This is a genomic window from Streptomyces capparidis (assembly GCF_054782095.1).
The window spans coordinates 19,469-33,238 of the sequence record NZ_BAAGTD010000024.1 but is presented as its reverse complement, the minus strand read 5'-3'; the positions used below and the strand labels follow the sequence as shown (position 1 = coordinate 33,238).

Here is a 13,770-nt window from a genome sequence, read left to right as displayed (position 1 = left end):
ACAAGGGGCGTGGGGGCGGAGCCCCGCTACAGCCGCCGGGTGGCCAGCGTCAGCCGGTCCCGCGCGTCGAACAGCGCGTCCTTGATCATCTGCTCGCGTCCCGGGGTGAGCCTCGCCACCGGGACCGAGCAGCTCACCGCGTCCCGCGACGGCGTGCGGTACGGGATCGCGATGCCGAAGCACCGCAGCCCCAGGGTGTTCTCCTCGCGGTCCACCGCGTACCCCTCCGTCCGCACGTGGTGCAGCTCCTCGATGAGCTTCTCCCGGTCGGTGATGGTGTGCTCGGTCAGCGGCGCGAGCCGCTCGGGCAGCATCTTGCGCACCTGCTCGTCGGTGTACGTGGCGAGCAGCGCCTTGCCCAGCGAGGTGGAGTGCGCGGGCAGGCGGCGCCCCACCCGGGTGAACGGGCGCAGATAGTGCTGGGACTGGCGGGTCGCCAGGTACACCACGTTGGTCCCGTCGAGGCGGGCGAGGTGGATGGTCTCGGTGGTGTCGTCGGACAGCCGGTCCAGGGTCGGGCGGGCCGCCGCCACCACCTCGTCGCCGTCGATGTACGAGGTGCCCACCAGCAGGGCGCGCACGCCGATGCCGTACCGGGTGCCGGTGGCGTCGTTCTCCACCCAGCCCAGGTCGACCAGGGTGCGCAGCAGCATGTACAGGCTGCTCTTGGGGTAGCCCACCGCCTCCTGCACCTCGGCGAGGCTGTGCATGCCGGGGCGCCCCGCGAAGAACTCCAGGAGCTCCACGGTCCGTACCGCGGACTTGACCTGGGCACCCCCACCCTCGGGAACCGGCATGCTTGACCCCTTCGTTCCACCGGGCATAGGGTCCCGGTTGTTCAGAGATGTAACTATCGTTCAGTATATCGAACGGTCTGGAGGTTTGCAGCCTTGGGTACGACCCCAGTCTGGAGCGTCGATCCGCGGACCGGGAAGCAGCGGGAGCAGGTGGCCACCGAAGCCGGTACGGCCGAGGTCGACGCCGCCGTACGGGCCGCGGCCGACGCCCTGCCCGCCCTCGCGGACCCGGCGGCGCGGGTACGGCTGCTGCGGGCCGCGGCCGACGCCCTCGACGCCGCCGCCGAGGAGGTGACCGCGGCCGCCGACGCCGAGACCGCGCTCGGCCCCGCCCGGCTCACCGGCGAACTCGCGCGCACCACCTACCAGCTCCGCTCCTTCGCCGACATCGTCGAGGAGGGCGCCTACCTCGACGTGGTCATCGACCACGCCGACCCCCAGGCCAAGCCGGTGCCCCGGCCCGACCTGCGCCGCTACAAGGTACCGCTGGGCGTCGTCGCCGTCTTCTCCGCCAGCAACTTCCCGCTCGCCTTCAGCGTCCCCGGCGGCGACACCGCCAGCGCGCTCGCCGCGGGCTGCCCCGTGGTGGTCAAGGCCCACCCCGACCACCCCGGCACCTCCGAGCTGGCCGCCCGCCTGCTGCGGGACGCCGCCGTCTCCGTCGGCCTGCCCGCCGACGTGGTCCGCCTCGTCCACGGCCTCCAGGCGGGCATCGACCTGATCAACCACCCGCTGGTCGCGGCCGCCGGGTTCACCGGCTCCATCCGCGGCGGCCGGGCCCTGTTCGACGCCGCCTCCGCCCGGCCCACCCCCATCCCCTTCTACGGCGAGCTCGGCAGCCTCAACCCGGTCGTGGTCACCGAGGCCGCCGCCGCGGAGCGCGCCGAGGAGATCGGCAAGGGCCTGGCGGGCTCCTTCACCCTGGGCGCGGGCCAGTTCTGCACCAAGCCCGGCCTGGTCCTCGCCCCGGCCGGGGAGGCCGGCGAGCGCCTGATCGACACCCTCGCCGGCGCGGTCTCCGACGCCGCCTCCGCCGTCATGCTGGACACCCGCATGCGCGAGGCGTTCCTCGGCGGCGTGCGCGAGCGCGCGCAACTGCCCGACGTGCAGGCCCCGCTGGAGCCGGGCGAGGGCGACGGGCTCGGGGTGCGCCCCGGCTTCCTCACCGTCCCCGCCGAGCGCCTCACCACCTCCGAGGAGCACCAGGTGCTGCTCGAGGAGTGCTTCGGACCGGTCACCGTGGTCGCCCGCTACAAGGACACCTCGGAGATCTCCGCGCTGCTGTCCCGCCTGCCCGGCAACCTCACCGCGACCGTGCACCTGGCCCCCGCCGAGTCCGGCGACTCCGAGGGCGAGGCCGCCCGCCTGCTCGCCGAGCTCACCCCGCTCGCCGGGCGCATCCTGGTCAACGGCTGGCCCACCGGCGTGGCCGTCGCCTCCGCCCAGCACCACGGCGGCCCCTACCCGGCCACCACCACCCACACCACCTCGGTCGGCGGCACCGCCATCGAGCGCTGGCTGCGCCCGGTGGCCTACCAGGACACCCCGCCGGCCCTGCTGCCCCCGGCCCTGCGGGACGACAACCCGCTCAACCTGCCGCGCCGGGTGGACGGACGGCTGGAGGTGCCCGCCAAGGGCTGACCCGCCCCGCGACACCCGAAGGGCCCGGCGTCCCCTGTGCGCCGGGCCCTTCGCCGTACCCGCGCACCGGCCCGCCGCGCGGCTCGGCGGTGCCGGCGCCGCCGTCCCGGGACCGCGGTGACACCCCCGCCGAGCTCGTCCACGCCTTTCGTCAACGGCGCGCCCTCCGGAATACTCCGCGGCCCTCCGCGCCCCGGCCCGCGGAAAACCGCTGGACAGCCCCACGCCCTCCTGAAAACATATTCCGCATGTCGCATGATCATGCAACGCTCGGGGGGCGCCATCACCCTCCCCCCGCCTGGCCCACCGGATTCCGCGCCCACACCGGGCACGCCGGCCTGCGCGAGCACGGCGACGACGTCTCCGTGGTCGCCTCCGACCGCCCCGCCGTCAGCGCCGCCATGTTCACCCGCAGCCTCTTCGCCGGACCCGCCGTGCGCCTCGGCCGCGCCCACGCCGCCGGGCGGGACCTGCGCGCCGTCGCCACCCTCGCCCAGAACGCCAACGTCGCCACCGGACGCCAGGGCGAGGAGAACGCCGCCGAGGTCGTCCGCCGCGTCGCCGCGATCCTGGGCGTCCCCGCGCGGCAGGTGCTGCTCGGCTCCACCGGCGTCATCGGCCGCCCGCTGCCCATGCCCGCCGTCCGCGCCCACCTCGACGCCGCCGCGGCGCGCGGCCCGGACGCCTTCCGGGCCGCGCCGCTGGACGTCGCCCGCGCCATGATGACCACCGACACCCGCCCGAAGACCGCCGAGCGCACGGTCGGCGGCGCCCGCCTGGTCGCCGTCGCCAAGGGCGTCGGCATGCTCGAACCCGACATGGCCACGATGCTGGCCTACGTCCTCACCGACGCCGAGGTGGCCCCGGACACCCTGGACCGCGCCCTGCGCGCCGCCGTGGACCGCAGCTTCCACTGCCTGAGCGTGGACACCGACACCTCCACCTCCGACACCGTGGCGGCCATCGCCAACGGCGCCGCCGGCCCGGTCGACGAGGACGAGTTCGCCGCGGCCCTCGCCGGACTGTGCCTGGACCTCACCCGGCAGATGGCCCGCGACGGGGAGGGCGCCACCAAACTCCTCCAGGTCACGGTGCGCCGGGCCGCCGACGCCGCGCAGGCCAGGCGGATCGCCAAGAGCGTGGTGAACTCCCCGCTGGTCAAGACGGCCGTGCACGGCGCCGACCCCAACTGGGGCCGGGTCCTGATGGCCGTCGGCAAGAACACCGGCGAGACCGGCATCGACCCCGGCCGCGTCACCGTCCGCTTCGGCGACACCGAGGTCCACCCGCGGGAACCCGACGACGCCCTCCTGGCCCGGCTGACCGCGCTGATGCGGCAGGACGAGGTCGGCATCACCGTCGACCTCGGGCTCGGCGGCGGCGAGGCCACCGTCTACGGCTGCGACCTGTCCGCCGGATACGTCCACGTCAACGCGGAGTACACCACATGACCGCCCCGGACACCGCCCTCGTCGTCCCCCAGTGGCAGGGCTCGGCCGCACCGGACGCCGAGCTGCTCGCCGAAGGCGCCCACCGCCTGGCCGACCTGCTCGGCCCCGCCCGGCGCACCGTCGTGGACATCGACCCCGGACCCGGCCGCGCCGAGGACGGCGTGCGCCACCTCGACGTCCTCACCCGCTCCCGCGACGCCGTCCGCCGGGCGCTGGCCCGCCACGGCGACGCCCCGCCGCTGGTCCTGGGCGGCGACTGCGGCGTGGACCTGGCGCCCGTGGGCCGGGCCGTCGCCCGCCACGGCGACGACCTGGCCGTCGTCTGGTTCGACGCGCACGCCGACCTCAACACCCCGCGCAGCTCGCCCTCCGGCGGCTTCCACGGCATGGTCCTGCGCACCCTGCTCGGTGAGGGCCCGGCGCCGCTGCTGCCCGCGCCGCCGGAGCGCCTGTCCGCCCGGAAGCTGGTCCTCGCCGGCACCCGCGCCCTCGACCCCGCGGAGCGGGAGTTCATCCGGGCGGAGGCGGTGCCCGTCCTGCCCGCGGCGGAGCTCGCCGACCCCGGGCGCCTGCTCGCCGCGGTCGAGGCCACCGGCGCCGGCCATGTGCACGTCCACGTGGACCTGGACGTGCTGGACCCCGGGCACTTCGCCGGCGTGTGCTACCCGGAGCCCGACGGCCTGCCGCCCGACCGCCTCGGCGCCGCGCTGCGGGCCCTGGCGGAACGGTTCCGCCTGGCGGGGCTGACCGTCACCGAGCACGCCCCGGCGGCCGGGGCGCCGCACGACGAGGCCGTCCTGCGCGGGCTGCTCCGGGACCTGTGAGCTCAACGGGTGCGGCCGGCCCCGGCGCCACCGGGGCCGGCCGCACCCCGGCCGAGCACCAGCACCGCCCACGCCGCGGCCACCAGCCCGCCCCCGGCCCACATCACCGCGTCGAGCCCCAGCCGGTCCACCGTCCACCCGCCCGCCAGCGCCCCCAGCGCGATCGACAGGTTGAACACCCCCACGAACAGCGCCGACGCCCCCTCGCGGGCGGAGGGCGCCGCCGCGGCCAGCCACCCCTGGGCCGCCACCGACACCCCGCCGTACGCCAGCCCCCACACCACCAGCAGCACCGCGCCGCCCGCCACCGACCCGCCGCCGGCCGGCACCAGCAGCACCGCCGCCCCCAGCACCCCGCTGATCACCAGCAGCGTGGCCCACGGCGACCGCGCCGCCCCCGCCCCGCCGAGGAAGGTCCCGGCCACCCCCGCCACCCCGTACCCCAGCAGCAGCGCCCCCACGGCCTCCGCGTCCGCGCCCGACGTTCCCTCCAGCACGGGACGCACATAGGTGTACGCCGCGAAGTGCCCGGTCACCAGCAGCGCCAGCACCACAAGACCGATCCGCACGGCCCGCTCCCGGGACAGCCGCGCCACCCCGCCGAGCCGCACCGCGCGCTCCACCGGCAGTCGCGGCAGCAGCGCCGCGAGCGCGCCCGCGACCGCCACGGCCAGCAGCCCGGCCGCCGCGAACGCCGCCCGCCACCCGACCGCCTCGCCCAGCCACGTCCCGGCGGGCACACCGAGGACCGACGCGACGGCGATCCCGCTGAACACCACCGATGTGGCGGCGCCCGCCGACCGCGACGGCACCAGCCGCGCCGCCAGCGGCGCCGCCACCGCCCACACCCCGCCCATGCCCGCGCCGACCAGCACCCGCCCGGCCATCAGCACCGCGACGTGCGGCGCCCACGCCGCCAGCAGGTTCCCGGCCGCGAGCACCAGCATCAGCGCCCACAGCACCACCCGCCGGTCCAGTCGCCGCGCGGCCGGCGCCACCAGCGGCGCGGCCACCGCCGCCACCAGGCCCGTCACGGTCAGCGCGAGCCCGGCCGTGCCCTCGCTCACGCCCAGCGCGGCGCCGACCGGCGTGAGCAGCCCCACCGGCAGCATCTCGGAGGTCACCACCGTGAACGTGGCCGCGGCGAGCGCCCCCACCGCGGCCCAGCCCCGCCGCGCGGAGGACGGCCGGGCGGGGCCGCGGGGGGAGCGGTCGCCGGCGGAGCGGGAGGGAACGTCCCTGTTCAGCGCTGTCTCGGTCATGCGTCCCAGGCAACCGCCGGGCCCCGGCGGGAACAACGGTCGTTCTCTCATGCTTCCATGAGCAGGGCTCATCGATCCGCCGGACGGCGGGGGACCCGGGCACCGGGACGGTGGGCCCGGGACGAGGGCGCCGGGACGGGTGCGCCGGGACGAGGGCGCCGGAGGCGCGGCGCCCGCGACGGGGACGTCGGAACGGAGGTCCCCAACCGCGGCCTGGGGACGGCGCCCGCGGGACCGCGGCGTCAGGACGGGAGCGCCGGGACCACGGCGGGAGGGAGCGGCGCGGCATGAACGGCAGCCTGGACCTGCGGGAGCTGGAGTGCTTCCTGGTACTCGCCGAGGAGCTGCACTTCGGCCGCACCGGGGAGCGGCTGTACCTCTCCCAGAGCCGGGTGAGCCAGCTCGTGCGCTCGCTGGAGAGCCGGATCGGCGCCCGCCTGGTCGAGCGCACCAGCCGCCGGGTGCGGCTCACCCCGCTCGGCGAGCGCTTCCTCGCCGAGCTCGCGCCCGCCTACGGCACCCTGCGCGCCGTGGTGGACGGCGCGCGCTCCGCCGCCCGCGGGGTGGAGGGCACCCTGCGGGTCGGCTTCCAGGGCACCGCCCACGACCGGGTCACCGGCGCCGTGGCCCGGTTCCAGGAGCGGCACCCGGGCTGCGCCACCCGCCTGGTGGAGCTGCCGTGGGGCGACCCGTTCGGCGCCCTGCGCCGCGGCGAGGCCGACCTGGCCGTGGTCCTGGCGCCGGTCGAGGAGGACGACCTGGTGGTGGGCGCCGTCTTCTCCCGGCAGCCGCAGACCCTCGCCGTCTCGGCGCGCCACCCGTTCGCCGCCCGCTCCGTGATCGACGCGGAGGAGCTCGCCGACTGCGCGCTGATCGGCGTGGACGGCCCCGCGCCCGCCTACTGGCGCGCCGCCATGGCGCCCCGCAGCACCCCGCGTGGCCGCCCGATCCCCGCGGGCCCCGTCGCCGGCACCCTGCACGAGGGCCTCGCCCTGGCCGCGGCGGACCGGGGGGCGCTGCTGCTGTGCCGCCCGTCCGCCGAGCACCACGGGCGCGGCGCGCTGGCCCGCGTCCCCGTCACCGGTCTGCCCCCGTCCGCGCTGGCCCTGGTGTGGCACCGCGACCACGAGACGGCCCGGGTTCGCGCCTTCGCCGAGGCGCTGGCCGAGACGGAGGACACCCCGGCGGGAGGCGGCCCCTGACCCGGGGACGCGCCCGGGCGGAGGGGGGCCGCCGGGCGACCCGTCCCCGAGCGGGCGGCCCCGGCCCTGGGCGTATCGTGCGGGCATGGGTGATCACGCGGTGTTGCGCGTCCGGGGGCGCGTCCTGGTCGGCCCCGAGGACGTGCGGGACGAGCTGTGGGTGGTCGGGGGCCGGATCACGTACACGCCTCCGGTGAGCGGGGCGGAGGTGCGCACCGTCCGGGGGTGGGTGCTGCCCGGTCTCGTGGACGCCCACTGCCACGTGGGGCTCGGCCCCGACGGGCCGGTGGACGCCGGCACCGCGGAGCGGCAGGCGCTGGCCGACCGGGACGCGGGCGCGCTGCTGCTGCGCGACGCGGGCTCGGCCTCCGACACCCGCTGGGTCGACGACCGGGAGGACCTCCCGCGGATCGTCCGCGCCGGCCGCCACATCGCCCGCACCCGCCGCTACCTGCGCAACTACGCCAACGAGATCGAGCCCGCCGACCTGGTCGACGAGATCCGCCGCCAGGCGCGGCGCGGCGACGGCTGGGTGAAGCTCGTCGGCGACTGGATCGACCGCGAGCGCGGCGACCTCGGCCTGTGCTGGCCCGAGGAGGTGCTGGCGCCGGCGATCGCCGCCGCCCACGAGGAGGGCGCGCGGGTGACCGCGCACTGCTTCGCCGAGGAGTCGCTCGCCCCGCTGGTGGAGGCGGGCATCGACTGCGTGGAGCACGCCACGGGGCTGACGGAGGAGACGATCCCGCTGTTCGCCCGCCACGGCGTCGCCATCGTGCCGACCCTGGTCAACATCGCCACCTTCCCCGGCATCGCCTCCTCGGCCGAGGCGAAGTTCCCGGCGTACGCCGCGCACATGCGGCGGCTGTGGGAGCGCCGCTACGACACCGTGCGCGCCGCCCACGACGCGGGCGTCGCGGTGTACGTCGGCACGGACGCGGGCGGTTCGCTGGCGCACGGCCTGGTCGCGCAGGAGGTGGCCGAACTGGTCCGGGCCGGGCTGACGCCGGTGGAGGCGCTGTCGGCGACGGCCTGGGGCGCGCGGTCCTGGCTGGGCAGGGAGGGGCTCACCGAGGGGGCGAGCGCGGACCTGGTCGTCTACGACGAGGACCCGCGCGCGGATGTCCGGGTCCTGGCCGCGCCCCGGCTCGTGGTGCTGCGCGGCCGGATCGTCTCCTCCAAGTAGGGCGCTCCGGGAAACGCGGCACCCCCGCCCATTCGCCCGCTCGCCGCTCTTCCGCCCCGCCCCACCGGAATTCCTCCATTTCCGGCCGCCGCCCGCTCCGCCATTTCAGGGCATGGGAAAATTCCGCCCACCGGTTTCCCCGGCGGCGGCTGCCGAATTCCCCCGCAATTCCTCCGCGCGCCCCCGCACCCCGCGGACGCGCCGTCGTGCGCCGCCCGCGTGGCCGACGCCGCTCCCGCTCCGGCGTCGCCTCCCACCCGGCCCAGGGCATGATCCCGGCCTGGTCTCGGGCGCCTCATACCCAACGACGCCGGGCCCGTTCGGTTACGGCCGCGCCCACGGGACCCCCGAGATCCCGGCGAACTGATGTGGCAAGAGAATCGAACGCTGATAATCAAACCACCCATTGGAATGAAACAGCATCGGGTTTTCACATCTTCGGTGCGACTCCATGGAACATAGCGGGGTCGAGGTCGCGACCGACGCGTTTCCCACGGGAACGCGGGTCGCGACTCCCATCCCGATGTGGGGGTTACTCAGGTGTACAAGAATGTCTTCGGCATGCCCGCACGCCCGGCGTCGCTCATCGGCGTCGCCGCGGCCGTGGTGGCGGCGACGGTGACGGGGCCCATGGCCCCGGCCCACGCCGCGGGCGGTAACGGCGGCGCGGCGTCCGCGGTCACCGCGCGTGTCGATCTGAACGTCGCGGCGCTGAAGGGAAGCGCGAACGTCCCGCTGAACCTCGCCCTCAACGAGGTCAGCGCGCCGCACAGCAGCAGCAACACCGTGCTCAGCGCGCGGGTCAAGAACATGGACGGGAGTGCGCCGGTCGAGATCGTGCGGGCCGACGCGGCCACGTCCAAGGCGGTCACGGAGGGCAAGAAGACCGAGGGCTACGCCCGCGTCGTCGGCGCCAAGGTCCACCTGCCGGGCCTGTCCCGCACCCCGCTGCTCACCGCGCAGCTCATCACCTCCAAGGCCACCTGCGCCGTGGGCAAGGCCCCGGTGGCGAGCACCACCCTCCCCGGGACCGTCCAGGTGCTCGGCAAGACCGTCGCGCTGGACGCCAAGGGCAGCGTCACCGTCGACGTCACCGAGGTCGGCAAGGTGCGGCTCGACCTGCGCGAGGAGACCACCACCGCGAGGACGGCCGCCGCCACGGCGCTGAAGCTGCACGTGGACGTCGAGCCGCGCGACCTGAACGTCGCCGCGGTGAACGGCGAGATCGCCATCGCCAAGGCCGCCTGCGCCACGCCCACCGGCGGGGACACCGGCGGCACGGGCGGCACCAGTGGCACCGGTGGGACCGGCGGCACGGCCGGCACCGGCGGCACCGGTGGTACGGCCGGCACCGGCGGGACCGCCGGGACCGGTGGCAGCGGCGGCTCCGGCGGCGACGGCGGCGCGGACAACGGCGGTTCTGGGTCCCCGAGCCCCAGCACCGGCGGCTCCTCCGCCTCCGGCGCCCCCGGCGACGGCAACGACAAGGGCGGCGCCTCCGCCGGGTCGGCCACCGAGGGCGGCAAGGACGGCGGCTCCCAGTCCGGAGAGGACGACAAGGGCGGCAACCTGGCCGAGACGGGCGGCGGCACCACCATCGCCATCGCCGGCGTCGGCACCGCCCTGCTCGCGGGCGGCGGGCTGCTGGTGTTCCTGCGCCGCAGGTCCTCCTCGGCCGAGAGCTGACACCGGACGGCAGCCGGCCCGCCGGTCCGCCCGGCCGACCGGCCGGCTGAACCGGCCGGCTGACCGGCCGCCGCCCGTTCCGGCCTGCCGTCGGGACGGCGGCGACCCGTCACGCGGGGGTGGTGCCTTGTCGGCACCACCCCCGCTTCCACGCCGGCCCCGGCGCTGCGCCCCGAGCGCGGGAACCTCCGGCGCGCGGCCCCGCCCCGTCCCGCGCGGCACCGCCCCGCGCACCGTTGCCGAGAGCCGATGCCGGGAGCGGGGGCGGGGGCGCACGGACTACGCTGTCCCCGATGTCGCGGCGCCGAGGCGCGCCGGGCACCGGAGAGTTGGCGGGCGCCGCGGGACGCGGCACGTGGTCTCGGGGGCGGGGAATGGCAGGGGCGCTTTTCGGGTCGCGCTACGAGCTCCAGGAGCAGTTGGGCTCAGGCGGCATGGCCCGGGTGCACCGTGCCCGCGACACCCGTCTCGGCCGGGTCGTCGCCGTCAAGACGCTGCACCGGGAGCTGGCCCGCGACGCCGAGGCGCGCCACCGCTTCCTGCGGGAGGCCCGCGCCGCCGCGTCGCTGAACCACCCCGGCATCGTCACCGTCCACGACCAGGACGAGGTGCGCGACGGGGACGACATCGTGCCCTACCTGGTGATGGAGTACATCGACGGCTCCACGCTGGAACGGCTGGTGAAGGCGGAGGCCCCGCTCGACCCGGTGCGCGCCGTGCAGATCACCTGCGACGTGCTCGACGCGCTGGCCCACGCCCACTCCCGCGGCACCGTCCACCGCGACGTGAAGCCGTCCAATGTGATGATCACCAAGTCCGGCGCGGTGAAGGTCGCCGACTTCGGCATCGCCCGGGTCGTGGACGCCACCACCCTCACGGTCACCGGCTTCGCCGTGGGCACCCCCGGCTACATGTCCCCGGAGCAGGTGCTGGGCCGGACGGTGGACGCGCGCAGCGACGTGTACGCGGCGGGCTGCATGCTCACCCAACTGCTCACCGCCTCCGTGCCGTTCACCGGGGAATCCGCGCTGAACATCATGTACGGGCACGTCCACGAGGCCCCGCCCAAGCCGTCGCGGCGCAACCCCGAGGTGCCCGGGGAACTGGACGAGGTGGTGCTGGCCGCCCTCGCCAAGAACCCCGACGACCGCCCGCAGGACGCCGCGTCGATGCGGGACGTCCTGCGCGAGTGGCTGCACACCCGGGTCGACGCCCCGCCCCGCCCCCTCGTCCAGGCCGCCCCCGCGGCGGTCCCGGCCCCGGCCGCGGAACCCGTGCCGTCCGCCGCGCCCGCCCCCGAACCGGCCCCCTCCGCCGCGGCCGCCGAACCGTCCGCGCCCGCGACCGGCGGCACCCCGGGGCCCGACCCCGCCCCGGAGGCGGGCGACTTCCTCCTCGCCGGCCCCCAGCCGCGCGACGCCCCGCCCAGGACCGCCCCGCCCGCCGACGCCCTCCCGCCCGCCCGGAGCGGCGACGCGGCCCCCGCCGCACCGGCCGACGACGACCCCCGCACCGGCTTCACCTTCATCAAGGGCGGCGGCCCCGCCGCGGCCTCCGCGTTCCCCCAGCCCGCCGAACCCCAGCTCGCCGACCACCAGCCCGCCGACCACCAGCCGGCCCCGCCGCAGCTCCGGCCGTCCCCGCCGTCGCCGCACCAGCCGGCGCCGCCCGTCCAGGGGTTCGGCCCCTCGCAGCCCGCGCCCTACCCCGTCCCGCAGCCGTCGCCCGGCCCCTACCAGTCCGGGCCGTGGACCGCCCCGCCCCCCGCGCCTCCGCCCGCCTTCCCCCCGGCCACCCCGCCCGCCGCCCCGGCCCCGGGCGGTCGCGGGCGCGGCCGGAACTGGCTGCTCGCGGGCACGGCCGTCGCGGTCGCCGGAACCCTGGTCGCGACCGCCGTCCTGCTCGACCCCTTCGGCGAGGAGGGCAGGCGCAAGACCGACCCCACCACCTCGCCGACTCCCAAGCCCACGTCCCTGGTGGACACCCGCCCCGTTGCCAGCGGTTTCGACGGGGCCCTCAACGGGGCCGTCAACCCGTCCGGGAAGAAGGGCGGCACCCTCAGGCTCGCCGCCCCCTACGCCCCCGACTCGCTGGACCCGGCCGCCTCGTACACCACCATGGCGTGGAACCTCCAGCGGGTGTTCCTGCGCAAACTGGTGGACTACGCGCCTCAGCCGGGCAAGGCGGGGACGAAGCTGGTCCCCGACCTGGCCACCTCCACCGGAACGGTCAGCGACGACGGGAAGACCTACGAGTTCACCCTCAAGGGCGGGCTGCGCTTCGAGGACGGCCGGGAGATCACCTCCCACGACATCAAGTACGGCATCGAGCGCTCCTTCGCCCGCGACGTGTACAACACCGGCCCCTCCCACCTGGTGGACGCGCTGGACCAGGGCCAGAAGTACCCGGGTCCCTACAAGGACAAGAGCCGAACCGGCCTGCGCTCCATCCTCACGCCGAGCGATGACAGGATCGTCTTCAAGCTGGAGAAGCCCAACCCCGACTTCCTGTTCTTCCTGTCGATGCCCGCCGCCTCCCCCGTGCCCAAGGAGGCGGACACCAAGGACAAGTACCACGAGAAGCCGGTGGCCAGCGGCCCCTACAAGCTGGCGGAGGAGTACCGGGGCGACTCGCTGACCCTGGTCCGCAACGACCAGTGGGCCTCCGGCACCGACACCATCCGCACCGCGCTGCCCGACCGGATCGAACTCGAGGTCCACGGCACCCAGGAGCAGGTGGACCGGGCGCTGCTCGACGGCGAGGCGGACCTGGACGCCAGCCAGCTCGGCCTTGCCGACGCCGCCCGGGCGCGGGTCATGGCCGACTCGGACCTGAAGTCGCGGGCCGACGCGGCGTTCACCGGCAGCGTGCGCTACCTGAGCCTCCAGCAGACGGTCGCGCCCTTCGACAACCGCAGTTGCCGCCGCGCGGTCCACGCCGCCGTCGACAAGAAGGCGATCCAGACGATCCACGGCGGCGCCACCGCGGGCGGCGAAGTGGCCACCGGCATGATCCCGCCCAACATGCCCGGGTACGACAGCACGCTGGACCCCTTCGGGACCAAGACCGGCGCCAACCCCGACGCCGCGCGGCAGAACCTCGACGCCTGCGGCAAGAAGAAGGGCTTCACCACCAAGATCGTCGCGGCCGACATCGCCCGCAACCGCCAGGTCCTCGAGGCGCTCGAGGCGAGCCTGAAGGAGGTGGGCATCAAGGCCGACACCGAGCTGATCGAGCTCGGCAAGTTCTACGAGCAGATCAGGAACCGGGACACGGTCAGGAAGAACAAGTGGGGCATCATCCTCACCGGCTGGGCCTCCGACTGGCCCACCCCCTCCGGCCTCCTGTCCCCGCTGGTCCGCAAGGACGCCGACTACAACTACTCGGGCCTCTACGCCTGGGACATCGAGGCGGACATGGACGAGGCCGCCCGCGAGCAGGACGAGGAGGCGGCCGAGCGGAAGTGGCAGGAGGTGGACGAGGCATTGATGTACGAGTCCGTCCTGGTGCCGCTGATCCACGACCGCCAGGTGAACCTGCGCGGCACCAGGCTGACCAACGCCTACATCCACAGCTCCCTCGGCGGCATCGACATCCAGGCACTGGGCGTCTCCTGACTCCGCGCCCCGGGCGGCCCGCCGCGGGTGCCCCGCACCCCAGGGCCGCCCTCGCCCCGCCCGGCCGCACGCCGGCACCCGCACCCGCGCCCGCGGGTGCCGCGCCG

General features: G+C 76.1%; 9 protein-coding genes. 7 read left to right on the top strand and 2 right to left on the bottom strand.

Translation table 11 applies throughout. The features are described from left to right. Positions 1-26: 26 nt before the first annotated feature. Entirely contained in the window at positions 27-797 is a 771-nt protein-coding gene (locus ACYVO2_RS20045; RefSeq protein ID WP_461009272.1) for an IclR family transcriptional regulator, read from the bottom strand. A gap of 93 nt (positions 798-890) precedes the next feature. Here ACYVO2_RS20045 and ACYVO2_RS20040 point away from each other — a divergent pair, with 93 nt between their 5' ends. From ACYVO2_RS20040 to ACYVO2_RS20030, 3 genes are all read left to right on the top strand, one after another. After that, positions 891-2,438, top strand: a complete 1,548-nt coding sequence (locus ACYVO2_RS20040) for an aldehyde dehydrogenase (NADP(+)) (protein ID WP_461009271.1) — start codon at positions 891-893, stop codon at positions 2,436-2,438. A 248-nt stretch (positions 2,439-2,686) separates the two neighbouring features. After that, positions 2,687-3,889, top strand: coding sequence for a bifunctional glutamate N-acetyltransferase/amino-acid acetyltransferase ArgJ (argJ, locus tag ACYVO2_RS20035; RefSeq protein ID WP_461009270.1), 1,203 nt, complete (start codon positions 2,687-2,689; stop codon positions 3,887-3,889). Next, positions 3,886-4,713 (top strand): arginase family protein, encoded by an 828-nt coding sequence (locus ACYVO2_RS20030; RefSeq protein ID WP_461009269.1) that lies wholly within the window; start codon positions 3,886-3,888, stop codon positions 4,711-4,713. The genes argJ and ACYVO2_RS20030 overlap by 4 nt, the downstream gene beginning before the upstream one ends. Before the next feature lie 2 nt (positions 4,714-4,715). Here ACYVO2_RS20030 and ACYVO2_RS20025 read toward each other — a convergent pair whose 3' ends face one another. Further along, positions 4,716-5,975 carry an MFS transporter gene (locus ACYVO2_RS20025; RefSeq protein ID WP_461009268.1) on the bottom strand — a complete coding sequence of 420 codons (1,260 nt, stop codon included), beginning with the start codon at positions 5,973-5,975 and terminating at the stop codon, positions 4,716-4,718. A 287-nt stretch (positions 5,976-6,262) separates the two neighbouring features. Here ACYVO2_RS20025 and ACYVO2_RS20020 point away from each other — a divergent pair, with 287 nt between their 5' ends. The 4 genes from ACYVO2_RS20020 (at position 6,263) to ACYVO2_RS20005 (ending at position 13,663) form a co-directional block, all read left to right on the top strand. Continuing rightward, a complete protein-coding gene (locus ACYVO2_RS20020) occupies positions 6,263-7,177 on the top strand; it encodes a LysR family transcriptional regulator (RefSeq protein ID WP_461009267.1) in 915 nt (304 codons plus the stop codon). 85 nt (positions 7,178-7,262) lie between these two features. Further along, positions 7,263-8,360 (top strand): amidohydrolase family protein, encoded by a 1,098-nt coding sequence (locus ACYVO2_RS20015; RefSeq protein ID WP_461009266.1) that lies wholly within the window; start codon positions 7,263-7,265, stop codon positions 8,358-8,360. 561 nt (positions 8,361-8,921) lie between these two features. Next, positions 8,922-10,046: an SCO1860 family LAETG-anchored protein gene (locus tag ACYVO2_RS20010; protein ID WP_461009265.1), complete on the top strand. Its 1,125-nt coding sequence runs from the start codon at positions 8,922-8,924 to the stop codon at positions 10,044-10,046. A gap of 374 nt (positions 10,047-10,420) precedes the next feature. Continuing rightward, complete coding sequence (locus ACYVO2_RS20005) at positions 10,421-13,663, top strand: ABC transporter substrate-binding protein (protein ID WP_461009264.1); 3,243 nt, start codon at positions 10,421-10,423, stop codon at positions 13,661-13,663. The last annotated feature ends 107 nt before the right edge of the window (positions 13,664-13,770 follow it).